The sequence below is a fragment of the Alistipes shahii WAL 8301 genome (assembly GCF_025145845.1).
Lineage (GTDB): Bacteria > Bacteroidota > Bacteroidia > Bacteroidales > Rikenellaceae > Alistipes > Alistipes shahii.
Window position 1 is genome coordinate 2,535,710 of the sequence record NZ_CP102253.1, and the last position, 22,818, is coordinate 2,558,527.

18 protein-coding genes are annotated in these 22,818 nt (G+C 63.1%); 8 read left to right on the forward strand and 10 right to left on the reverse strand.

Annotated features, from left to right (window positions below; all coding sequences use genetic code 11):
• Positions 1-34: 34 nt before the first annotated feature.
• Genes NQ492_RS10745 through murB form a run of 4 tightly spaced genes read right to left on the reverse strand, consistent with a single transcriptional unit; the run spans position 35 to position 4,170 of the window.
• Positions 35-754 carry an aminotransferase class IV gene (locus tag NQ492_RS10745; RefSeq protein WP_259872908.1) on the reverse strand — a complete coding sequence of 240 codons (720 nt, stop codon included), beginning with the start codon at positions 752-754 and terminating at the stop codon, positions 35-37.
• Positions 751-1,821, reverse strand: a complete 1,071-nt coding sequence (gene holA / locus NQ492_RS10750; RefSeq protein WP_015547539.1) for a DNA polymerase III subunit delta — start codon at positions 1,819-1,821, stop codon at positions 751-753. Before holA ends, NQ492_RS10745 begins: the two co-directional genes overlap by 4 nt.
• 1 nt (position 1,822) lies before the next feature.
• Positions 1,823-3,166 (reverse strand): tRNA lysidine(34) synthetase TilS, encoded by a 1,344-nt coding sequence (gene tilS, locus NQ492_RS10755; protein ID WP_015547540.1) that lies wholly within the window; start codon positions 3,164-3,166, stop codon positions 1,823-1,825.
• Positions 3,163-4,170 carry a UDP-N-acetylmuramate dehydrogenase gene (murB, locus tag NQ492_RS10760; RefSeq protein WP_015547541.1) on the reverse strand — a complete coding sequence of 336 codons (1,008 nt, stop codon included), beginning with the start codon at positions 4,168-4,170 and terminating at the stop codon, positions 3,163-3,165. Before murB ends, tilS begins: the two co-directional genes overlap by 4 nt.
• Positions 4,171-4,354: 184 nt before the next feature.
• Between murB and NQ492_RS10765 the strand changes: the two genes are divergently transcribed.
• A complete protein-coding gene (locus NQ492_RS10765) occupies positions 4,355-5,788 on the forward strand; it encodes a DUF4301 family protein (protein ID WP_015547542.1) in 1,434 nt (477 codons plus the stop codon).
• 108 nt (positions 5,789-5,896) lie between these two features.
• Here NQ492_RS10765 and NQ492_RS10770 read toward each other — a convergent pair whose 3' ends face one another.
• Positions 5,897-6,073, reverse strand: coding sequence for a hypothetical protein (locus NQ492_RS10770; protein ID WP_015547543.1), 177 nt, complete (start codon positions 6,071-6,073; stop codon positions 5,897-5,899).
• Between the two features lie 156 nt (positions 6,074-6,229).
• Between NQ492_RS10770 and NQ492_RS10775 the strand changes: the two genes are divergently transcribed.
• The 7 genes from NQ492_RS10775 to NQ492_RS10805 are packed head-to-tail and all read left to right on the forward strand — an operon-like array spanning position 6,230 to position 13,726.
• Complete coding sequence (locus NQ492_RS10775) at positions 6,230-6,844, forward strand: hypothetical protein (protein ID WP_015547544.1); 615 nt, start codon at positions 6,230-6,232, stop codon at positions 6,842-6,844.
• A gap of 3 nt (positions 6,845-6,847) precedes the next feature.
• Positions 6,848-7,681, forward strand: coding sequence for a DUF2764 family protein (locus NQ492_RS10780; RefSeq protein WP_015547545.1), 834 nt, complete (start codon positions 6,848-6,850; stop codon positions 7,679-7,681).
• Between the two features lie 16 nt (positions 7,682-7,697).
• Positions 7,698-9,452: a V-type ATP synthase subunit A gene (locus NQ492_RS10785; protein ID WP_015547546.1), complete on the forward strand. Its 1,755-nt coding sequence runs from the start codon at positions 7,698-7,700 to the stop codon at positions 9,450-9,452.
• A 12-nt stretch (positions 9,453-9,464) separates the two neighbouring features.
• On the forward strand, positions 9,465-10,787 hold the full coding sequence (locus NQ492_RS10790) for a V-type ATP synthase subunit B (protein WP_022062483.1): 1,323 nt from the start codon (positions 9,465-9,467) through the stop codon (positions 10,785-10,787).
• A gap of 6 nt (positions 10,788-10,793) precedes the next feature.
• Positions 10,794-11,402: a V-type ATP synthase subunit D gene (locus NQ492_RS10795; protein WP_015547547.1), complete on the forward strand. Its 609-nt coding sequence runs from the start codon at positions 10,794-10,796 to the stop codon at positions 11,400-11,402.
• Between the two features lie 8 nt (positions 11,403-11,410).
• A complete protein-coding gene (locus tag NQ492_RS10800; RefSeq protein WP_015547548.1) occupies positions 11,411-13,234 on the forward strand; it encodes a V-type ATP synthase subunit I in 1,824 nt (607 codons plus the stop codon).
• A 27-nt stretch (positions 13,235-13,261) separates the two neighbouring features.
• Positions 13,262-13,726, forward strand: coding sequence for an ATP synthase subunit C (locus NQ492_RS10805; protein ID WP_022062481.1), 465 nt, complete (start codon positions 13,262-13,264; stop codon positions 13,724-13,726).
• Positions 13,727-13,900: 174 nt separating this feature from the next.
• On the opposite strand, the gene rnr is transcribed toward NQ492_RS10805, so the two are convergent.
• The 5 genes from rnr to NQ492_RS10830 form a co-directional block, all read right to left on the reverse strand.
• On the reverse strand, positions 13,901-16,132 hold the full coding sequence (rnr, locus tag NQ492_RS10810) for a ribonuclease R (protein WP_022062480.1): 2,232 nt from the start codon (positions 16,130-16,132) through the stop codon (positions 13,901-13,903).
• Between the two features lie 103 nt (positions 16,133-16,235).
• Positions 16,236-17,348 carry a M20 family metallopeptidase gene (locus NQ492_RS10815; protein ID WP_015547550.1) on the reverse strand — a complete coding sequence of 371 codons (1,113 nt, stop codon included), beginning with the start codon at positions 17,346-17,348 and terminating at the stop codon, positions 16,236-16,238.
• A 25-nt stretch (positions 17,349-17,373) separates the two neighbouring features.
• Positions 17,374-18,330, reverse strand: a complete 957-nt coding sequence (locus NQ492_RS10820) for a methylenetetrahydrofolate reductase (RefSeq protein WP_015547551.1) — start codon at positions 18,328-18,330, stop codon at positions 17,374-17,376.
• On the reverse strand, positions 18,327-21,941 hold the full coding sequence (gene metH, locus NQ492_RS10825) for a methionine synthase (RefSeq protein WP_015547552.1): 3,615 nt from the start codon (positions 21,939-21,941) through the stop codon (positions 18,327-18,329). The genes NQ492_RS10820 and metH overlap by 4 nt, the downstream gene beginning before the upstream one ends.
• Complete coding sequence (locus NQ492_RS10830) at positions 21,942-22,763, reverse strand: glutaminyl-peptide cyclotransferase (RefSeq protein WP_259872909.1); 822 nt, start codon at positions 22,761-22,763, stop codon at positions 21,942-21,944.
• Positions 22,764-22,818: the final 55 nt, after the last annotated feature.

Genomic DNA, 22,818 nt, shown 5'->3' on the forward strand with positions numbered 1-22,818 from the left:
CCGAAAGATAAGACGGTTGCGTCCGGTCCGGTTTCTATTTTTTCGGAAAAAGACCCTCCATCGCTTCGGCGATGCGTTCGGCGACGAAGGTCATCAGCGGCAGCCCGTCGCAGCGCAAAAGCGAGGTGACGCCCCGGTGGTCGGCGAAGAAAAGTTCGTCGAGCGAGGGCAGGTCGGCGCGTCCGAAGGCCTCTTCGCGCAGTTCCAGCCCTGCGGCCCGAACGGCCAGCATGGCCAGGCGGCGTTCGACGCTTGCGGGGCCGGGGGCCGTCAGGACGGTGCGGCCGGCGATGGCCAGCAGCGGCGCGTCGTCGGCCGAGCGGAGAATTCCCGCGCTGTCGCAGCGCACGGCGACTTCCGCCCCGCGTCGTTCGGCCAGCCTGCGTGCCAGTTGCGCTGCGGCCTCGCGCGCGGAAGTCGGAGCCTCGGAGAGCGTCAGATCGTATCCGACGGTCACGGCTTCGGGCTGAAGGCTCCGGAAGGCGTAGCCGTCGTAGAGCGACACCCCTGCCGGGAGCAGACGTTCCGTGCCGTCGGGGTCCAGTTCGATGCGCACGAAGCCCGACACGCCTGCCGGATAGCGTTCCGCGGCGGAGAGCGTCTCGATACGCTTCGCGAGCCGCTCTGCGGCGGGGGCGTAGGGGCGTCCGAACAGTTCGCGCGACGCGGCGTCGAGCACGGCGATGTGTCCGGCGACGTTGCGCGCGCGGCCCCGGGCCAGATGCACGGTCTGGTATAGGTAGAGACCGGTCAAAGCAGAAAGATTTTCAGCAGCAGTTCGCGCAGCAGTTCGCCGTCCGACGCGCCGCCCGCACCCAGTCCCTTGCTCTTGGCGTCGTATTCGCGCAGCAGCCCGAGGATGTTGAACACCTTGCGGTTGTCCCATCCGGCGGCGTTCTGCTTGATCTCGCCGATGACGAACGTGTTGTTCTTGCGCAGGATGCGCATCAGTTCCGTGTCCGGCGGAAAGGGCCGTCCTTTGTGGCGTGCGAGCCAGCGCAGGTAGTTGACCACGAACAGCTCCTTGAACTGCCCGAACAGCGCCATGACGGTCAAGAGCAACGGGTTGTCCTTGGGGTTGCGGGCGAAGTGCTCGGCGATCATCAGCGCGCGGGCCATGTCCCGCGTGACGACCGCCTTGCAGAGCTCGAAGTTGTTGAAATCCTTCGAAATGCCGATGTTGGCCTCGATGTCGGCGTCGGTGATGCGCTGCGTGCCCTCGGGCAGCGAGACGGTGAGTTTCCGGATTTCGTTGGAGATCTTTGCGATGTCGGTTCCCAAATGGTCGGTCAGCATCGAAAGCGCCTTGGGGTCGATCGTGAATCCTTTCTGCCGGATGAACTGCTGTAACCACGCCGCGATCTCGTAGTCGCGCGGGCGCACCGATTCCAGCACCGTGCCGTTCGCCGCACAGCCCTTGTAGAAGGCCGAGCGTTTGTCGGCGTTCTTCTCCTTGTGGCAGATCACGAGAATGGTCGTCGGCGAGGGCTTCTGCGTGTAGAGCGCGAGCTTGTCCAGCCCCTTGAGCTGCTGCGCCTCCTTGAGGATCACCACCTGGTATTGTCCCATCATCGGCATCTGGCGGCAGAGGTTGATCACCTGCCCCGCCTCGGAGTCGCGCCCGTAGACGGTGATCTGATTGAAGGCCCGCGCGGCCTCGTCGAGGATCGTCGCGGCCAGCTGGTCCGAGAGTGCGTCGATGAAGTAGCTCTCCTCGCCCATCAGCAGGTAGATGCCGGAAAACCGGCGGGCCGCGACCTCTGCCGCGATCCGTTCGTACTGGGCGACGGAATCCTTGAATTTCAGAGCGCTCTTTGCCATTTTAAACGATTTCTTTGGTGATGCGCAACACGTTTTCCGTGTCGGGCGTAAGGCGGTAGCGGTCGTCGATGCGGCGTCCGACGAGCCAGACGATCTCGTCGCCCGACAGCAGCACGAACTGCCGCTGCTTCTCGGCCACGGAGACCTTGGCGTCGACGAGGAAGTCCGACACCTTTTTGCGGCCCGTCATGCCGAACGGCACGAACCAGTCGCCGTCGCGCCAGCGGCGCAGCGTGAGCGGGAATTGCAGGCGGTCGGCGTCTATCTGCGCGATGTTCTCGGGAACGCCGAAATTCTTGATCGTGTCGATGTCGCAGTATTCGTAGTAGAGGACCGAGTTGCCGCAGTAGCTGCGCGGGGCGCCTTTGCGCACCGTCGTCAGACACGCGTCGTCGGGGGCTATCGGCGCTATGACGATCTTTCCGCGGTCGATCGAGGCCACCCTTTCGCGGGCGTAGAACCGCCGTCCCGTGGCGTCCTGTTCGAGCGAGTGGCACAGTGCGTCGATCACGTCGCCCTTGAATCCGTAGCCCGAACTCAACAGTTCGTAGATCACGAATCCCTGCGGAAAGGCCGGATCGAGGCGGTCGAGATGGATCGTGTCGATCCCCGTGTCCGAGGTGACGGCCTCCGAGCGGATGCGTTCGATGCCGTGGTTGATGAACAGCTGGGCGTCGGTCAGGCGCGCGAGGTTGCGGCTCATCAGGCTCGTGAACTTGGGGTTGATTTCGCGGATGCGGGGGATCAGCCCCAGCCGGATCTTGTTGCGCAGGTATTTGGTCGACCGGTTCGACGAATCCTCCCGGAAGGGGATGCGGTTCTGGACGGCATATTCGAGAATTTCCTTGCGCGACGCGAACAGCAGCGGACGGATCACCTTTCCGACCTGTGTCGAGATTCCCGTCAGCCCCCGCAGGCCGGTTCCGCGCAGCAGGTTGATGAAAAAGGTTTCGATCGAGTCGTCGGCATGGTGGGCGATGGCGATGGCCGTGTAGCCGTGCTCGCGGCTCAAGGCGTCGAACCATGCGTAGCGCAGCCGCCGGGCCGCCATCTCCATCGACTCGCCCGTGCGCTCCATTTCGGCCCTGGTCTCGAAGCGCCTGTTGTAGAACGCCGCGCCGTGCTTTTTGGCCTCGTCTTCCACCAGCACTTCGTCCTCGTCGCTCTCTGCGCCGCGCAGCTGGAAGTTGCAGTGGGCCACGCCCACCCGGTAGCCGCAGCGGGTGAACAGCGAGAGCATGACCATCGAGTCCACGCCGCCCGAGACGGTGAGCAGGATACGGTCGTCGTGCGTGGCGAGGTCGTTCTCGTCGATGTAGCGTTGAAAAGAGTCCAAAAGATTCATAATATGTTCACTTCAGTATCTATTTCGATGCCGAATTTTTCGCGGACCTTCGCCTGCACCGTGCGGGCGAAGGCGATCACCTCGCCGCCCGTGGCGCCGCCGTGGTTCACCAGCACCAGCGCCTGCCGCTCGTGAACCCCCACGCTTCCCTCGCGGTAGCCTTTCATCCCGGCCCGGTCGATCAGCCACCCGGCGGCCAGCTTTACGCGGCCTTCGGGGGCCGCATAGTGCGGCATGTCGGGATATTCGGCAAGGAGCCGTTCCGCGACGGGGGCTTCGACCACGGGATTCTTGAAGAAGCTGCCCGCGTTGCCCAGCACGGCCGGGTCGGGAAGTTTCGCGCGGCGGATCGAGCAGATCGCCTCGCGGATGTTGCGCAGCGTGGCGCCTCCGCGGGCTTCGACCTCGCGCTCCACGTCGCCGTAGCCCAGTTTCGGGCGCGGCGTATGCGAGAGGCGTATTTCGATGGCTGTGATGATCACGCGCCCTTTCAGGTCGTGCTTGAAGACGCTTTCGCGGTAGCCGAATCCGCAGTGCGCGGCGTCGAGCGTCAGCAGGTTGCCCGTTTCGACGCAGTACATCTCGACCCGGCGGATCGCGTCCTTCGCTTCGCAGCCGTAGGCCCCGATGTTCTGCACCGGGGCGGACCCCGCCTTGCCGGGGATCAGCGAGAGGTTTTCGATGCCCCACAGACCGCGTTCGACGGCCCATTCCACCAGGTCGTCCCATTCGACGCCCGCCTCGACGCGCAGGCGAACTTCGTCGCCGTCGTCGCTCAAAAGGGCGATCTGCCGGGCCACGGGGGTCAGCAGCACGCCGTCGTAATCTTCGGTGAAAAGGATGTTGTTGCCCCCGGCGAGCACCGTCCACCGCCCGGGAATCCCCGCGGCGAAAAACGTGCGCAGATCCTCGGCCGTTTCGAATTCTACGAGGCGTGCGGCCCGCTGGTCGACGCCGAAACTGTTGCGCCCGCGCAGGCTGATTTGGTGAAATTCTCGAATCATGGTATGCAAAGTTAGAAATTATTTTTAACTTTGAGATTCAAACCTGAATAACTCAATGGTGTGGCTGATCTGCATACTGCTGTCCTTGCTTGCGCTGATCCGTTTTTTTGGCGGCGATTCCCGGCGCAAACGTCGGAGGCACCGCAGGTTTGGCAATCGGTGACCATGTAAACGATAACAGAATATGTTCGACGAAAAAGATTTGCAGCAAATCCGGGAGCACGGACTCACTCCCGAACAGGCGGAGACCCAGTTGGAGAATTTCCGCCGTGGATTCCCTTTCCTGAATGTCGTGCGGGCCGCATCGCCGGGCGACGGCGTGCTGGTTGTCGGCGCGGCGGAGGCCGATGCCGCCGTGGAACGCTATGAAAAAGAGTCTGCCGGACTGGGGGTGGTGAAGTTCGTGCCCGCTTCGGGGGCCGCCACGCGCATGTTCAAGGAGCTGTTCGAGTTCGTCAACGACGGCAAACGCGGCAAGGGCATCGACACGCTGCTGGAAAATATCGGGAAGTTCGCCTTCTGGCCCGAACTTCGCGCCGTGCTGCCCGCCGGGGCCGACGACCGTGCGATCGTGAATGCCATCGTCGGCGACGGGCTGAACTACGGCCGCAAGCCCAAGGGCCTGGTCACCTTCCATGCCTATCCCGAAGGGGCGCGCAAGGCCGTCGAGGAGCACCTGGTCGAAGGGGCGGCCTACGCCGCGGCCGGAGGCGTCGTGCGCATCCATTTCACCGTCTCGCCCGAGCACGTCGCGGGCTTCGAGGAGCTGCTCGCCGCAAAGGTCCCCTTTTATGAAAAGCGGTTCGGCGTCCGTTACGAGATCTCGTTCTCGGTGCAGAAACCTTCGACCGACACCCTCGCCGTGAATCCCGACAACACGCCTTTCCGGCAGGACGACGGCACGCTGCTGTTCCGTCCCGCGGGCCACGGGGCGCTGATCGAAAACCTGAACGAGATCGACGCCGACCTGATCTTCATCAAGAACATCGACAACGTGACGACCGATGCCCGCCGCGGGGACACGGTCCGTTATAAAAAGGTGCTTGCAGGGGTTCTGCTCGACCTCCAGGGGCGCGCCTTCGAGTACCTCAAGGCCCTCGAAGTGGGTGGCGCCGAGCTGGAACCCATCGCCGAATTCATCGAGAAACAGCTCTGCGTGAAACTCCCCGCCGAGTACGATTCGGCGCTGCTGCGCGCCGTGTTGGACCGTCCGATCCGCGTCTGCGGCATGGTCCGCAACGAGGGCGAGCCGGGCGGCGGCCCGTTCTGGGTCGGGAACCCCGACGGCACGGAGTCGCTTCAGATCGCCGAGTCGAGCCAGATCGCGCCCGACGACCTGCCGCTGATGCAGTCGGCCACGCACTTCAATCCGGTGGACCTCGTCTGCGGCGTGCGCGATTCGAAGGGATGCAAGTTCGATCTGCGCCGGTACACCGATCCCGCGACGGGATTCATCTCGTCGAAATCCTCCGGCGGCCGCGATCTGCGTGCGCAGGAGCTTCCGGGACTCTGGAACGGTGCGATGGCGAAGTGGAACACGGTCTTCGTCGACGTTCCCGTCACGACATTCTCTCCGGTGAAGGTGGTGCAGGATCTTCTGCGCCCCCAGCACCAATAGGTTTAAGGTTTTGCGGGTGTCTTTCGCCCGTCTTGTCCGGGCCGGCCGGGGAATGCGTTTGTATCTCCCGGCCGGCCCGGATCGTGTCGCGCCGAAGCCGGACTGCCCTTATTGCAGATGCAGGACCAGTCTGTCGAGTCCGAAGAAACACTCCGTGAATCCGGGAGCCGGGGCGACGGCCTCTATCGTCAGCGTGTTTCCGCCCTTGCGGATCTGTCCGTTGCCGAACGCAACCTCTTTGGCGATCAGTTCCGGGGCATGTCCCGGGCCTGCGGCGGCTGCCATTGCGGTGCGGCGGGCCTGCGGTTATACATCTGCTCCATTTGTGCCGGAAATTTGTCAAAATAGGATAAATTGCTGTTCAGTATCCCCGATTGTAGATAATCTTTTTTATATTTGTGCGTTAAAACCGAAAAACAATAATCAAAACTAAATAACGCTATGGAAAACAAACTTCAACAGTTGACGCAGAAGCTCTACGACGAGGGGCTGGAGAAAGGGCGCGCCGAGGCCGACAAGCTGGTGGCCGACGCCAAGGCCGAGGCCCGGAAGATCGTCGCCGAGGCCCGCGCCGAGGCCGAAGAGATCGTCAAAAAGGCGGAGGCCAAGGCCGAGGACGTTTCGAAGAACACCATGACCGAGATTTCGCTGGCCGGCAAGCAGGCCGTCGGCAGAATCAAGTCGGAGATCGCCTCGCTGATCATCGCCAAGGCTACGGCCCGGGGTGTGAAGGAGGCCGTCGTGGACCCGGCGTTCATCAAGGAGATGCTCGTCGCCGTAGCTAAAAACTGGAACGGTTCCGATTCGGGCAAGGTCGAATTGCAGGCCCTGCTGCCCGAGGGCGAGCGCAAGAAGCTCGACGCGGCGTTCGAGGAGAGTGCGAAGGAGCTGCTCGCCGCCGGTGTCGAGGTGGGCTGGTCGAAGGAGGTGAAGACCGGCTTCAAGGTGGGCGCCAAGGAGGGCGGCTACTACATTTCGTTCGCCGACGCCGACATCGAAGCGCTGTTGGCAGAGTACCTGCGCGACAAGGTGTTCCAATTGTTGTTCAAGGCGTAAGGCATGTTTGCGACCCAATATTATTGTCTGGTAGCCTCCCTGAAGGAGTACGCGCTCGACGCCGACACCAAGGGCTTCGACGCCCGGGCCATCGTCTCCGGGATTCTGGAGGAGGTGAACCGCGGCGACGCCCGCGAGGTGCGGCTCCTGTACGGCTACTACGACTGTGAGAATATCGCCGCCCTGCGTGCGGGGCGCTCGGCGCACAATCCGCTGGGCAACTTCACGCGCGAGGAGCTGGCGGAGGAGCTGAAAGCTCCGAAGCGGCTTCCCGAGGCGGTTGCCCGCGTGGTGAGGGCCTATGCCGATCCCGAGGGCGAGGACGCCGAGACGGTCGACACGTCGCGGCGTTTCGAGAAGGAGCTGTTCGGGGCCTACTACGCCGCCTGCGGAAAGGCCGGGAGTCGCTTCCTGCGCGAGTGGTCCGCTTTCGACCGGAACCTGCGCAACGTTTCGGCGGCCGTCACGGCGCGCGCCGCAGGGCGTGCGGTCGAGGAGGTCGTCATGGGCGGCGGCGATGTCGCCGAACAGTTGCAGCGCAGTTCTGCGGCCGATTTCGGGCTTCGGGGCGAACTTCCCTATATCGACGCGGTGATCGCGGCGGTGAACGACGAGGCCAACCTCGTGGAGAAGGAGCACAAGATCGACCTGATCCGCTGGAACGAAGCTGCGGAGCTGGCGACCTTCGACTATTTCGACGTCAACGCCATCCTTTCCTACCTGGTGCGGATCAACATCGTCGCTCGCTGGACGCTGCTCGACGCTGCGCGCGGCCGCGAGATGTTCGCCCGCCTGCTTGCCGAACTGGACGGCAAGGAGCTGATTAATAAGGAATAAACAATAAAAACATACAATGAAAACTACAGGACGTGTAAACGGTATCATCTCCAACATCGTGATCGTCAAGGCCGACGGACCCGTGGGTCAGAACGAGATCTGCTATGTCTGGACGGGCGATACCAAAATGATGGCCGAGGTCATCAAGGTCATAGGCGACGCGGCCTATGTCCAGGTTTTTGACAGCACCCGCGGTCTGAAGATCGGCGACCGGGTCGAATTCGAGGGTCACATGCTCGAAGTCACGCTGGCTCCGGGCCTTTTGTCGCGCAACTACGACGGTCTTCAGAACGACCTCGAAAAGATGGACGGTCTGTTCATCGCCCGCGGTTCGATCACCGATCCGGTCGACTACGATGTCGAGTGGGAATTTTCGCCGCTGGCCAAGGTCGGCGACAAGGTCACGGCGGCGTCGTGGCTGGGCGAGGTGAAGGAGCAGTGGGTGATGCACAAGATCATGGTTCCCTTCACGATGACGGACTGCTATACGGTTAAGAGCGTCGCCGAGGTGGGCAAATACAAGATCACCGACACGATGGCAGTCCTGACCGACGCCGAAGGCCGCGACCACGAGGTGACGATGGTGCAGAAATGGCCCGTGAAGCAGGCCGTGCGCTGCTATACGGAGAAACCCCGCCCGTCGCGCATCATGGAGACCGGCGTGCGTCCGATCGACACCTTCAACCCGATGGCCGAGGGCGGTACGGGCTTTATCCCGGGGCCTTTCGGCGCGGGCAAGACCGTGCTCCAGCACGCTATTTCGAAGCAGGCCGACGCCGACGTGATCATCATGGTGGCGTGCGGCGAGCGCGCCAACGAGGTGGTCGAAATCTTCAAGGAGTTCCCCGAGCTGATCGACCCGCATACGGGCCATACGCTCATGGAGCGCACAATCATCATCTGCAACACGTCGAACATGCCCGTCGCCGCGCGTGAGGCGTCGGTCTATACGGGTATGACCATCGGCGAATACTACCGCTCGATGGGCCTCAAGGTGCTCGTGATGGCCGACTCGACGTCGCGCTGGGCGCAGGCGCTGCGCGAGATGTCGAACCGTCTGGAGGAGCTTCCCGGCCAGGACGCCTTCCCGATGGACCTTTCGGCGATCATCTCGAACTTCTACTCGCGTGCGGGACTGGTGAAACTCGTCGGCGGCCAGACCGGATCGGTGACGTTCCTCGGCACGGTGTCGCCTGCGGGCGGCAACCTCAAGGAGCCGGTGACCGAATCGACGAAGAAGGCCGCGCGTTGTTTCTACGCCCTTTCGCAGGGCCGCGCCGACTCGAAGCGCTATCCGGCCATCGACCCGCTGGAGTCCTACTCGAAATACCTCGAATACCCCGAAATCCGCGAATACCTCGACGAGCACATCGAGAAGGACTGGGTGGACCTGGTCTACGCGGGCAAGACCATCGTGCAGCGCGGCAAGGAGGCCAACGACCAGATCAACATTCTGGGCGACGACGGCGTGCCGGTGGAGTACCACGAACGGTTCTGGAAATCGGAGCTGATCGACTTCGTCATCCTGCAACAGGACGCCTTCGATGACATCGACGCCAACTGCCCGATGGAACGCCAGCAGATGATGTACAAGATGGTGTTGGGCATCTGCAACCAGGAATTTGCGTTCGCCGATTTCGAGGCCTGCTCGCAGTTCTTCAAGGGGCTGATCAACCTCTTCCGCCAGATGAACTATTCGGAGTGGAAGTCGGAGAAGTTCGAGGGTTACCGGAAGCAGATCGAGCAGTATGTGAGTGAACAATCCAAATAAGCGGGAGAAATTATGACAACACGAGCATTTCAGAAGATATATACCAAGATTGACAACATCACCAAGGCTACCGTGACGCTCCGCGCCACGGGCGTCGGCAACGACGAACTGGCCACCGTCGGCGGCAAGCTGGCGCAGGTGGTGAAGATTATGGGCGAGAACGTCACGTTGCAGATTTTCGCCGGAACCGAGGGCCTGTCCACCGACTCCGAGGTCGTCTTCCACGGCGAGCCTCCCAAGCTGCGCGTTTCGGACAACCTCGCGGGGCGTTTCTTCAACGCCTACGGCGAACCGCTCGAGGGCGGCGAGATCATCGAGGGCGAGGCCCGCGAGATCGGCGGTCCGACGGTGAATCCCTTCCGGCGCATCCAGCCTTCGGAGCTGATTGCCACGGGTATCGCCGGCATCGACCTGAACAATACGATCGTGACGGGGCAGAAGATCCCCTTCTTCGCCGACCCCGACCAGCCCTACAACGCCGTGATGGCCAACGTGGCCCTGCGCGCCAAGGCCGACAAGATCATCCTGGGCGGCATGGGCCTTACGAACGACGACTTTCTGTACTTCAAGTCGGTCTTCGAGAACGCCGGCGCGCTCGACCGCATCGTGTCGTTCGTCAACACGACCGAGAATCCGCCCGTGGAGCGTCTGCTCGTTCCCGACATGGCGCTTACCGCCGCCGAGTACTTCGCCGTCGACAAGGGCGAGAAGGTGCTGGTGCTGCTCACGGACATGACCTTGTACGCCGATGCCCTGGCCATCGTGTCGAACCGCATGGACCAGATTCCGTCGAAGGACTCGATGCCCGGTTCGCTGTATTCGGACCTTGCGAAGATCTACGAAAAGGCCGTGCAGCTGCCCAACGGCGGTTCGATCACGATCATCGCCGTGACGACGCTTTCGGGCGGCGACATCACGCACGCCATCCCCGACAATACGGGTTACATCACCGAGGGCCAGCTGTTCCTGCGCAACGACTCCGACACGGGCAAGGTGATCGTCGACCCGTTCCGTTCGCTGTCGCGTCTGAAACAGCTCGTCATCGGCAAGAAGACCCGCGAGGACCATCCGCAGGTGATGAACGCCTGCGTGCGCCTCTACGCCGACGCGGCCAACGCCAAGACCAAGCTGGAGAACGGCTTCGACCTCTCGGACTACGACGAGCGCACCCTGAAGTTCGCCTTCGACTACTCGGAGAAACTGCTGGCCATTGATATCAATATCGAGATCAACCAGATGCTCGACACCGCATGGGGGCTTTTCGCCAAGTACTTCACCCGGGAGGAGGTCGCCATCAAGGAGGAACTTATCCAAAAATACTGGAAGGAGGCGTAACGCGCAATGGCAATCAAATTCCAATATAACAAGACCTCGCTGGGCGAACTCGGCAAACAGCTGAAAATGCGCCAGAAGGCCCTCCCTACGATCAAAAGTAAGGAGTCGGCCCTGCGCTCCGAAGTGAAGAAGGCGAAGGACTCCGCAAGCGACTACCGTCGTCGGCTCGACGCTCTGAAGGCCGAGTACGACTACATGGTGTCGCTCTGGGGAGAGTTTGATTGTGACCTCCTGCGCATTGCCGACGTCGATTTGTCGGTCCAGAAAATCGCGGGTGTGCGCACGCCCGTCCTGCAGGAAGTGAAATTCGAGGAGAAACCCTACGATCTGTTCTCCTCGCCGGTGTGGTTCGCCGACGGAGTCGGCATCCTCAAGCGCATGGCGCAGCTGGGGATCGAGTTCGAGGTCTACAACCGGAAGATGGAACTGCTGGACCATGCGCGCCGCAAAACCACTCAAAAGGTGAACTTGTACGAAAAGGTTCAGATACCCGGGTACGAGGACGCCATACGTAAGATCAAACGCTTCATGGAGGACGAGGAGAACCTCTCCAAGTCGGCCCAGAAGATCGTGAAAACCAAGCAGCAGGCCGCCGGGGAGGGCGCGATGTTATGATAGCCAGAATGTCAAAATACAACTTTGTGCTCTTTGCGGCGCAGAGTGAGGATTTCGTCGAGAAGCTGCGCGGCCTCGGGCTGGTGGACATCACCACCGCGGGTTGGGAACCCTCCGAGGAGGACCGCCAGTTGCTGCTGGACATCGAGAGCCTTGCGAAGGCCGCGGAGTTCCTGAAGAACTTCCGCGCCGGGGAGCGCTGCGACGCTGCCGCCGCGCCGTTCGCTTCGGGCGAGGAGGCCTATGCGCATTACGCCGCCGCGCACCGCGAGGCCGCGACGCTCAACGCCGAGATCGGGCGGCTGGAAAAAGCGGCCGAGGAGCTGCGTCCCTGGGGGGCGTTCGACGTGGAGGCGACGCGGAAACTCGCCGCCCGGGGCATTGTCCTGCGCTATTTCTTCACCCAGCGCAACACCTTCGACAAGCAGTTGGCCGAGTGGTCGGAGCGCTATACGGTTTCGGAGGTCAGCCGCACCGATGCCACGGTGTGGTTCGTCGTCGTGGCCAAGCCCGGCGAGGAGGTTACGCTCGACGCGCAGGAGATGAAGACCCCGACGATGGACATTCGCGAGGCGGAGCGCCGCATCGCCGAAGCCGAAGGGAAACTCCGGACCCTCGACGCTGAATTTTCGCGTGCGGCCGCTTCGGAGGCCCTGCTCGCACAGCACGCCTGCTCGCTGAAGGAGCGTTTGCAGGGCGTGCGGGTGAAGGCTACGGCGCAGGAGGCCGCCGACGGTACGCTGGTCGTCATGGAGGGCTGGGCCGAGAAGGAGACTTCCGGTCGGGTCGACGCCCTTTTGGAGGAGTACCCCAACGTGGTCTTCCTCAAATCGGACCCCACGCCCGAGGACGAAACGCCCGTGAAGCTCAAGAACCGTTGGTTCGCGCATGTCTTCGAACTGGTGGGCGACATGTACGCCCGCCCGAAATACGGGACGATGGACCTCACGCCCTTCTTCGCTCCGTTCTACATGCTCTTTTTCGGCATCTGTCTCAACGACGCCGGCTACGGACTGATCCTGACCCTGATGGGGTGGTGGATGCTCGCCAGGAACCGAAAGCCCGGCATGATGCGTCAGGCGGCGTGGTTCGCCACGCTGTGCGGCGTGTCGACCGTCGCGTTCGGACTGCTGTGCGGCTCGTTCTTCGGCATCAACATGAGCACGTGGTTCCCCTCGGTGAAATTCCTCGATTTCCAGGGACAGTTCTTCTCCATCGCGCTGGTTATCGGCGTGGTGCAGATTCTTTTCGGCATGCTGCTCAACATCTGGATGACCGTTCGCTGTTTCGGTTTCGGCCGTGCGCTGGGACTGCTGGGGTGGTTCATCATCCTCGTCTCGTGCTGTCTGGCCATGGGCCTTCCGATGGCGGGTCTCGCCATTCCGGGCTTTACGGCCGGATCGGTGGCCTTCTATGCGGCGCTGGGCGTCGGCGGCGTGCTGATGCTGCTTCTGAACAATCCGAAGCGCAATCCGCTCATCAACCTCGGCGCGGGTTTGTGGGACCTTTACAACAACCTCACGGGACTGTTGAGCGACGTGCTGTCCTATATCCGTCTGTTCGCCATCGGGCTTTCGGGCGGTGTGCTGGCGCTGGTGTTCAACACGCTGGCGTCGGGATTCGTGCCCGAAGGCGCGAACATCGTGGTCCGGCTGCTGATTATGATTCCGATTCTGCTGATCGGTCACGGCATCAACCTTTTCATGTCGACCATCTCGTCGTTCGTGCACCCGCTGCGTCTGACGTTCGTCGAGTTTTTCAAGAACGCCGGTTTCGAAATGGCCCCGCGCAATTTCGACCCGATTCGTAAAATGAACGATACTAACGAATAATAACAATTAAAAAAAACTCAAAACATTATGGAAACAACAGCATTGGTATTGGCTTACGTCGGCGTAGCGCTGATGGTGGGTCTGGCAGGTGTCGCTTCGTCGATCGGTACCGCAATTACGGGTCAGGCCGCAGTAGGGGCCATGAAGAAGAACGGCGGCGCTTTCGGCAGCTACATGATTCTTTCGGCGCTTCCCGGTTCGCAGGGTCTCTACGGTTTCGTCTGCTTCTTCCTGGTGCAGAAGGGTCTGACGGACCCGACGATGGTGCAGGGCGCGGCTATCTTCGGCGCCGGTCTGCTGGTCGGTCTGGTGAACATCGCCGCTTCGATCTATCAGGCAAAGGTCTGCGCCAACGGTATCGCCGCTATCGGCAACGGTCACGACGTGATGGGTAAGACGCTGATCCTCGCGGCTTTCCCCGAGCTGTACGCCATCCTGACGGTGGCCGCCACCTACCTGATCGCAACGCTCGACGGCGTGAATCTCTTCTGACGGGGCGGAACGCCCGTCACCGGAAAGGGAGACCCTGCGGGGCCTCCCTTTTTCGTTGCCGTCCTGCGGTCGGGGCGCTCTCCGAATACGAAGGAACGGTTGTCGTGGGACACCACGACAACCGTTCCTTCGGGGGATATGGGTATTACGGCCGAACCGGCGCTCGTTCCGTGACTACCGTCCTTTGCGGCGCGACGAGGTGCGCACCTTCGGGCCTTTGCCGCGGGGCTCTTCCGTACGGCGCGCCGCGGCCCCGGGCAGCAGCAATTCGAAGTCTAACTGGCGTTTCTGCAGGTCGGCGCGCTTCACGCGGATGCGTACCGGGCTGCCCAGCGTCATGCGGATGCCCGTCGAGCGGCCGATGATTTCGTAAAGCTGCTCGTCGAAGGTGAAGAAGTCGCCCTCGATGTCGCGCAGGAACGACATGCCCTCGATGTGGGTTTCGTCCAGCTCGACGTAGACGCCCCATTCGGTAAGCCCCGAGATGTGTCCCTCGAACTCCTCGCCGATGTGCTCTTTCATAAATTCGACCATCTTGTATTTGATCGACGCGCGTTCCGCCTCGGCGGCCACGACCTCGCGGTCCGAAGCGCGTGCGCAGAGGTCTTCCAGTTCCGTTTTGTCGGCCGGCTTGCCGCCCGCGAGGTAACGCGCCAGCAGGCGGTGGACCATCATGTCGGGGTAGCGGCGGATCGGCGACGTGAAGTGCGTGTAGTAGGGGAACGCCAGACCGTAGTGTCCGATGTTGTCGGTCGTGTAATAGGCTTTGGCCATCGAGCGCACGGCCATCGTCGCCACGGCGTTTTCCTCCGTGGTTCCCTTTATCTGTTTGAAGAGCTTGTTCAGTTCCTTGGCCACGGCGCGGCCCTTCGTAGCCTTGAAGATGTGCCCGAAGCGGAGGATGAACTGCCGGAAGCGGTCGAGTTTCTCCTCGCTCGGGGTGTCGTGCACGCGGTAGACCATCGTGCGCTCCGCCGAGCGGCCGCTCTCGGTCCTGCGTTTGCCGCAGAACTCCGCCACGCGGCGGTTGGCCAGCAGCATGAACTCCTCGATCATCTGGTTCGACTCCTTCTGCTCCTTGAAGTAAACGCCTAACGGTTTGCCGTTCTCGTCGAGGCGGAATTTCACCTCTTCGCGGTCGAACGAGATCGCGCCGTTCCTGAAGCGCTCCTTGCGCAGCGCCTGCGCCAGCCGGTTGAGCGTCAGCACCTCCTCGGCGTAGTCGCCGCGTCCCGTTTCGATGATCTCCTGCGCCTCGGCGTAGGTGAAACGGCGGTCGGAGTGGATCACCGTGCGTCCGAACCACTCTTCGAGGATGTCGAGGTTTTCGTTGAGCGTGAACACCGCCGAGAAGCAGAGGCTCGTCTCGTGGGGGCGCAGCGAACACAGCTCGTTCGAAAGCCGTTCAGGAAGCATCGGCACGGTGCGGTCCACCAGATAGACCGACGTGCCGCGCTCCACGGCCTCGTCGTCGATCACCGAGTGGGGCCGCACGTAATGGGTCACGTCGGCGATGTGCACGCCCACTTCCCAGACGCCGTCCTTTATTTTGCGCACCGACAGCGCGTCGTCGAAGTCCTTGGCGTCCGCAGGGTCGACCGTGAAGGTCGTGACACCCCGGAAGTCGCGCCGCTGGGCGATCTCTTTGGCCGTGACGCGGGCGTCGATGGCCTGGGCGGCCTCCTCGATTTCGGGTTCGAAGCGGTAGGGAAGCTCGTATTCCGCCAGGATCGAGTGCATCTCCGTGTCGTTGTTGCCCGCCATGCCCAGCCGCTCGACCAGTTCGCCCACGGGGCTTTTGCTGCCCGGGAGCCAGTCGGCGATGCGCACCACGACCTTCTCGCCGTCGCGCACGTCGGGATAGGTGCGCTTCGAGAGATAAATGTCCATCGGCATGCGGCGCGAGTCGGCCCGTACGAAAATCTGGTGTGCCCCGACTTCGGCCACGCCCACGTAGGGCTTGCGGTTGCGTTCGATGATCCGCGTGATCTCGCCCTCCAGCTGTCCGTTGCGGCCGCGGTGCATCACCACGACCTCGACGCGGTCGCCGTTCAGGGCGTTCGCGGCATTGCGCTGGTTGACGAAGATGTCGCTCTCCTGCCCTTCGACCTTCACATAGACCGAACCCGAGGGGGCCATGTCGGCCACGCCCTCGTAGTGGGGCAGGTGGGTCTGCATCAGACGGTATTTTTCGCGTGCGCACTCCTCGACGACTCCCTCTTCGAAGAGGCGTCCGAGGATTTCTAACGTTTCGCGGCGGCCCTCTTTCGTGGCGCCTCCGGAAGCCGAAGCCAGGTGCTTCAGCGAGAACTTATTGTTGGGGAATTCCCGGAACATGCTCAATATGATCGAGGTGCGGTCCGTCTTCCGTGCTCCGTTTTCGGAGCGTTGTTTCTGTTTTTTCATCATTTCTTAAAAATTTGCAGGGCTTCGGTCCTCCGTCGGATTTCCGTTGTGCCCGTTTTGCCGCTGTCGCGGCCGGCCTGTGTGCGTTTTGCGGAACCGGGCGTTATTTTTCCAGGAGTTGCAGGGCCAGTTTCCGCATGTAGGCGATGCCCACGCCGATAGCCGCTTCGTCGGGGAAGAATGTCGCCGTGTGCGGGCGTCCGGCCGCGGCGCCCACGCCCAGCCGGTAGAACAGCGACGGGTATTGCTTGCAGTAGAACCCGAAATCCTCGGCCGTGGTGCGCAGGGGCAGCATCTCGACCTTCAGCTTCTCGGCTTTGGCCAGGGCCGTGGCCTGCTTCACGAGGATCTCGTCGTTGACGACGCACGGATAGCCGCGGCCGATCGTCACTTCGGTCTTCACGCCGTGCCGGGCGTCGATGTCCGCGGCGATGATCTCGATGCGGCGGTGGATGATGCCGCGCTCGCGTTCGTCGAACGTGCGCAGCGTTCCCTCCATGTAGATCTCGTCGGGCACGATGTTCGTCGCGCCCCCGGCCTCCACGCGGCCGATCGAGAGCACGCACTCCTCATCGTTGAGCGCGATGAGGCGCGTCAGCAGTTCGGCGCCGGCCGCCACGGGGTCCTTGAGCTGCTTGCGCATGGCGCCGTGCCCGCCCGTGCCGCGGACGCGGAAGCGCAGTTCGTCGCTTGCCGCCATGTACTTTCCGGCCCGGAATCCGAGGGTCCCGACCTCCAGCTGCGGTTCGACGTGTTCGCCGACGACGGCCCGCACGTCGTAGCCCTCGAACGGCTTTTCGGCCAGCACCAGCGAGGCTCCGCCCGGGTTGCACTCCTCGCCCGGCTGGAACAGCCCGAAGAGCGTGCCCCGGAAATCGGGCGCCTCGGCGAAGGTTTTCAGCACGCCGAACAGCACCGCGGCGTGCATGTCGTGGCCGCAGGCGTGCATCACGCCCTCGTTCTGCGATCTCCACTCGCAGTCGTTCCGCTCCGTGACGGGCAGGGCGTCGATGTCGGCGCGCAGCACCGCGGCGCGCCGGTCGCCTTCGGGGGTCTTGCGGCCCTTGATGCGGGCCACGACGCCCGTCGATGCGATCCGGCGGTGTTCGATGCCCAGTTCGTCGAGCTGCTGTTCGATGAACGCCGCCGTGTCGTGTTCCTTGAACGACAGTTCGGGGTGCGCATGCAGGCGGCGGCGGAATTCGACAGGTTCCATTGATTCTCTGTTTTATCGGTTTGGGTCAGAAAACCGCCTTGACGATTTTCTGTATGTTCGTCGTGCGGCTCATCGTGTAGTAGTGCAGCACGGGCACGCCTGCGGCCATCAGTTCGCGGCTTTGGGCGATGGCCCACTCGGTTCCCACTTCGCGCACGCCGTCGGGATGCGCCTTGACTTCGCGCACGAGTTCCTCGGGCAGCTTCACGCCGAACGTTTCGGGCAGTATTTCCAGGTGGCGCAGCGTCGAGAGGGGCTTGATGCCGGGGATGATCGGCACGGTGATCCCCGCTTCGCGGCAGCGGCGCACGAAGTCGAAGTATTTGGCATTGTCGAAGAACATCTGCGTGATGACATATTCCGCCCCGGCGTCGACCTTGTCGCGCAGGCGGGCGATGTCCGAGGTGATGTCGCGCGCCTCGGCGTGCACCTCGGGATAGCCCGCCACGCCGATCGAGAATTTCGAGTGGTGGCACTCCTCGACCTCGCCGTCGATGAATTTTCCGCGGTTCATGTCGGCGATCTGCCGCACGAGGTCCACGGCGTGGGCGTGGCCCTGCGGATGGGGCATGAAACGCTTTTCGTTCTGCGACTTGTCTCCGCGCAGCGCCAGCACGTTGTGCAGGCCCAGGAAGTCCATGTCGATCAGCGTGTCCTCGATGTCGTATTTCGACAGTCCGCCGCAGATCAGGTGCGGGACCACCTCCACGCCGTAGCGGTTCTGGATGGCCGCCGAGATGCCCACCGTCCCGGGGCGGCGGCGCACGACGTGCCATTCGACGCTGCCGTCCTCGCGCTCGGTCTCCTTGATTCCCTCGCGGTGGAAGGTGATGTTGACGTAAGCCGGGTCGAGGGCCATCAGCGGCTCCACGGCGGCGAATATCTTCTGCATGCCGTCGCCCTTGAGCGGCGGGAGCAGTTCGAACGCGAAGCGGGTGCGCCCGGAGGCGATCGCTTCGTTGATGATCTCTACGACGTTCATACGTTGTTCGGTATAATCTTTTTTACGGTTTCGGCCTCCATTCCGCGGCGGCGTGCGTAGTCGAGCAGCTGTTCGGCGCCGATGGTCCCGACCGAAAAGTAGTCGGCGTCGGAGAACATCAGTCCGCACAGCGCCTCCCCGGGGTCGATCATCCAGTTTTCGGTCAGCTGCATTCCGGTCGTCACCTCGACCGCGAGCAGGTCGAAGACCTCGCGTTTGAGCGAATGGTCGGGCGAGGCCGGGTAGCCGAAGGCCATGCGGCGGCCGCGGTACTGGCCGCGGACTGCCTGCTCGGGGGTGGGCGGCGTGCCCGTTTCGTAGCCCCACATCTCGCGCCGCATGAAGGCGTGCACGGCCTCGGCGAAGGCTTCCGTGAGGCGGTCGGCCAGCAGTTTGGCCATGATGGCCGAATAGTCGTCGCCCCCGGCGCGGAACTTTTCCGCCAGCTCCTTCAGCCCGATGCCGGCCGTCAGGGCGAAACAGCCGATCCAGTCGCCGTCCGGTGCGATGAAGTCCGCCAGCGACAGGTTCTCCTCGCCGCGCGTCTGGTTGCGCAGCATCGGGAGGCGTTTTTCGCGCCCTTTCGCGTCCGTCACCAGAATGTCGTCGCCCTCGGAGCGTGCCGGGAAGATGCCCGCTACCCCTTGCAGCGTCAGCAGCCGCTCGTCGCGGATGCGGGCCAGCAGGGCCTGGGCGTCGGCGAAGACCTTGCGCGCCTCGGCGCCCTTTTCGGGATGGTCGAGAATCTCGGGGTAACGCCCCTTGAGTCCCCACGCCGCGAAGAAGAAACTCCAGTCGATGTACGGTTCGGCGTCGGCCACGTCGAAGTCGGGGAAGACCATGCGCCCCGTGTGGAGCGGCACGACGGGTTCGTGCTGCGCCGCGCCGCGCCGCGCCGCGCGCGCTTCGGCGATCGGAATGAGGTCGCGCTCCCGCAGCCGGCGGGCGTACTCCTCGCGCAGGACCTGCTGGTCGACTTTCACCTTGTCGGCGTAAAGGTCGCCGTCGGGGCCGAGCAGCTGCGCCAGTATCTGGCTGTTGCGGCTGGCGTTCGCGGAGTGGACCGCCACGCCCGAATAAACCGGGGCGATCTTCACCGCCGTGTGGAGGTCCGAGGTCGTCGCGCCGCCGATGATGACCGGAATGCGCAGCCCTCGCCGTTCCAGCTCCTCGCAGACGCGGGCCATTTCGTCGAGCGACGGGGTGATCAGCCCGCTCAGGCAGATGCACTGCGCGCCCCACGCCACCGCCTCCTCGACGATGCGTTCCGGCTCGACCATCACGCCCAGGTCCCGGATTTCGTAACCGTTGCAGGCCATCACGACCGCCACGATGTTCTTGCCGATGTCGTGCACGTCGCCTTTCACGGTGGCGATCAGCACTTTCCCCGAATTATGCGCATTCGCGGCCGACCCCTGTTCGATATAGGGCGTCAGCGCCGCCACCGCGCGTTTCATCACGCGGGCGGTCTTCACCACTTGCGGCAGGAACATCTTGCCCTCGCCGAACAGCGTGCCGACCTGCTCCATGGCAGGCATCAGCAGCGTGTCGATCACGGCCATCGGGCTTCCCAGCGCCTCGTAACCCTCCAGCGCATCCTGCTCCACGTAGTCAGCCACGCCCTTGAGCATCGCATGGGCGATACGCTCTCCGAGCGTCCCCGCACGCCATGCGTCGGGGGCCTGCGGCTGCGCCTGGGCCGTCTGCTGCACCCCGTGGGCATACTCCGCGAGCCGCTCCGCGGCGTCGGCCCGGCGGCAGAGGATCACGTCCTCGACGCGGCAGAGCAGTTCGGGTTCGATCTGGCTGTACACTTTGAGCATCTGCGGGTTGACGATCCCCATGTCCATTCCGGCCCGGATGGCGTGGTAGAGGAACGCCGAGTGCATCGCCTCGCGCACCGTGTTGTTGCCGCGGAAGGCGAACGAAAGGTTCGACACGCCGCCCGAGACCTTCGCATGGGGAAGGTGCTCCTTGATCCAGCGCGTCGCGTCGATGAACGCCTTGGCGTAGCCGTCGTGCTCCGCAATGCCCGTTGCGACGGCCAGCACGTTGGGGTCGAAAATGATGTCTTCGGGTGGAAATCCGTTGTCCGTCAATAGCTTGTAGGCTCTCTCCGCAACCTCTGCTTTACGTTCGAAGGTGTCGGCCTGGCCCCGCTCGTCGAAGAGCATCACTACGGCCGAAGCGCCGAAGCGGTGGATCTCCGCGGCCCGGCGCAGGAATTCCGCTTCGCCCTCCTTGAGCGAGATGGAGTTGACCACCGACTTACCCTGCGTCACTTCAAGTCCCGCTTGAAGTACCTCCCATTTCGACGAGTCGATCATCACCGGCACGCGGGCGATCTCCGGCTCCGAGGCCATCAGGTTGAGGAACGTGCGCATCGCCGCCGGACCGTCGATCAGCCCGTCGTCCATGCAGACGTCGACGATCTGCGCCCCGGCGTCGACCTGTGCGCGGGCCACCGAGAGCGCCTCTTCGTAGTTGGCTTCGCGGATCAGCCTTGCGAAACGGGCCGATCCGGCGACGTTCGTGCGTTCGCCGACGTTGATGAAGTTGGCTTCGGGGACGATTCGCAGCGGCTCCAGACCGCTCAAGGTCGTGATATGCTTCGGCGCGGGAACGGGCCGCGGGGCGTAGTCTCCGGATATTTTCGACAATTCGAATATGTGGGCGGGCGTCGTGCCGCAGCAGCCGCCCACGATGTTCACCAGTCCGCGACGCATATACTCGCCGACATCCCCGGCGAACATTTCGGGCGTCTCGTCGTAACCGCCCATCACGTTGGGAAGCCCTGCGTTCGGGTGCGCCGAGATGCGCGTTCCGGCCACTGCCGCCAGCCGTTCGAGGTAGGGCAGCAGCTGCTTGGCCCCGTAGGCGCAATTCAGCCCGACCGACAGCAGGTTCGCATGCGACACCGAGACGGCGAAGGCCTCGACGGTCTGCCCCGAGAGGGTGCGGCCGCTGGCGTCGGCGAGCGTTCCGGAGACCATTACGGGGATCGCGCGGCCCAGCCGCTCGCAGAGCGTGTCGATGGCCCAGAGGGCCGCCTTGGCGTTGAGCGTGTCGAAAACGGTCTCCACCAGCAGGATGTCCGCCCCGCCGTCCACCAGTCCCCGCACCTGATCCGTATATGCTTCGACCAGTTGTGCGAAGGTCACCTCGCGGGCCGCGGGATTCTGTACGTCGGCCGACATCGAGGCCGTGCGGTTCGTGGGACCCACCGATCCCGCCACGAAACGCGGCTTCTGCGGGTTGCGGGCCGTGAACTCGTCGGCCGCGCTGCGTGCGATTCCGGCTGCGACCTTCGAAATCTCGTAAGCGCACTCTTCGAGCCGGTAGTCGGCCAGCGACACGGCGTTGGCGTTGAACGAGTCGGTTTCGATGATGTCGGCTCCCGCCCGCAGGTATTTTTCGTGAATCTCGCGCACCACGTCCGGGCGGGTCAGCGCGAGCAGGTCGTTGCAGCCCTTGAGCTGCACCGGCCAGCCGGCGAACCGCCGGCCGCGGTAGTCCTCCTCTTGCAGTCCGTAGCCCTGCACCATCGTGCCGAAGCCTCCGTCGAGCAGCAGGATGCGGCGCTCCAGTTGGTCGTATAGCGTTGTCGTCATTTATTTTTCGGTAATTTCTATTTCGTAGAGTTTCGGCCAGTTTTTGCCCGTCACGAAGATGCGGTCCCCCTCGGCGTCATAGGCGATGCCGTTCAGCACGTCGGTCGTCGCGGTTATTTCCGTTTCGGGCAGCAGCCCCGCGAGGTCGACGACGCCCTCGACGACGCCCGTCGCGGGGTCGATGACGACGATCTGGTCGGTGGTGTAGACGTTGGCCCATATTTTGCCGCCGATCCACTCCAGTTCGTTGAGGTATTCGACCGGCGCGCCCTTGTAGGTCACCGTCACGCGCTTTTCGCGGCGGAACGTCGCGGGATCGACCGTGTGGATCGTGGCCGTGCCGTCCGACATGTAGAGCTTCTCGCCGTCGGTCGTGAGGCCCCAGCCTTCGCCCGGATAGCGGAAGTCGCGGATCTTTTGCAGTTTCCCGTTCTCCAGCGAATATACGTGCGCGGTGTTGGACTGCCAGGTCAGCTGGTAGAGCTTCCCGCCGAGCAGGGTGATTCCTTCGCCGAACTCCGAACGGGGCAGGCGCACCATGACCTCGGTTTTCCCCGTCGCGAGGTCGGTCTTCCGAACGACCGATTCGCCGTGCTGGCCCGTACCTTCCCACATCGTCCCGTCGACGTATTGCAGCCCTTGGGTGTAGGCGTCGGTCGAGTGGGGGTAGGTCGCCGCGATGCGGTAGGTGTACGTTTTCGGCTCGGCCTGCACGGCCGCCGCGGCCTGCGCCTTTGCGCCGGGGCGTTTGGCGCGCGCCGCCGGACCGCCGCATGCGCCCAGCAGCAGGATGGAAAACAGGAATATCGGGGTCGTTTTCATTGTTTCGGAACAAAATAGCTCACAAAGATACGAAAAAGTCGGATGGGATCAAAAC

Coding starts and splice junctions, on each gene's coding strand:
- holA (WP_015547539.1), bottom strand. CDS start 1,821: ATGGCAAAGAGCGCTCTGAAATTCAAGGATTCCGTCGCCCAGTACGAA.
- tilS (WP_015547540.1), bottom strand. CDS start 3,166: ATGAATCTTTTGGACTCTTTTCAACGCTACATCGACGAGAACGACCTC.
- murB (WP_015547541.1), bottom strand. CDS start 4,170: ATGATTCGAGAATTTCACCAAATCAGCCTGCGCGGGCGCAACAGTTTC.
- NQ492_RS10765 (WP_015547542.1), top strand. CDS start 4,355: ATGTTCGACGAAAAAGATTTGCAGCAAATCCGGGAGCACGGACTCACT.
- NQ492_RS10770 (WP_015547543.1), bottom strand. CDS start 6,073: ATGGCAGCCGCCGCAGGCCCGGGACATGCCCCGGAACTGATCGCCAAA.
- NQ492_RS10775 (WP_015547544.1), top strand. CDS start 6,230: ATGGAAAACAAACTTCAACAGTTGACGCAGAAGCTCTACGACGAGGGG.
- NQ492_RS10780 (WP_015547545.1), top strand. CDS start 6,848: ATGTTTGCGACCCAATATTATTGTCTGGTAGCCTCCCTGAAGGAGTAC.
- NQ492_RS10785 (WP_015547546.1), top strand. CDS start 7,698: ATGAAAACTACAGGACGTGTAAACGGTATCATCTCCAACATCGTGATC.
- NQ492_RS10790 (WP_022062483.1), top strand. CDS start 9,465: ATGACAACACGAGCATTTCAGAAGATATATACCAAGATTGACAACATC.
- NQ492_RS10795 (WP_015547547.1), top strand. CDS start 10,794: ATGGCAATCAAATTCCAATATAACAAGACCTCGCTGGGCGAACTCGGC.
- NQ492_RS10800 (WP_015547548.1), top strand. CDS start 11,411: ATGTCAAAATACAACTTTGTGCTCTTTGCGGCGCAGAGTGAGGATTTC.
- NQ492_RS10805 (WP_022062481.1), top strand. CDS start 13,262: ATGGAAACAACAGCATTGGTATTGGCTTACGTCGGCGTAGCGCTGATG.
- rnr (WP_022062480.1), bottom strand. CDS start 16,132: ATGAAAAAACAGAAACAACGCTCCGAAAACGGAGCACGGAAGACGGAC.
- NQ492_RS10815 (WP_015547550.1), bottom strand. CDS start 17,348: ATGGAACCTGTCGAATTCCGCCGCCGCCTGCATGCGCACCCCGAACTG.
- NQ492_RS10820 (WP_015547551.1), bottom strand. CDS start 18,330: ATGAACGTCGTAGAGATCATCAACGAAGCGATCGCCTCCGGGCGCACC.
- metH (WP_015547552.1), bottom strand. CDS start 21,941: ATGACGACAACGCTATACGACCAACTGGAGCGCCGCATCCTGCTGCTC.
- NQ492_RS10830 (WP_259872909.1), bottom strand. CDS start 22,763: ATGAAAACGACCCCGATATTCCTGTTTTCCATCCTGCTGCTGGGCGCA.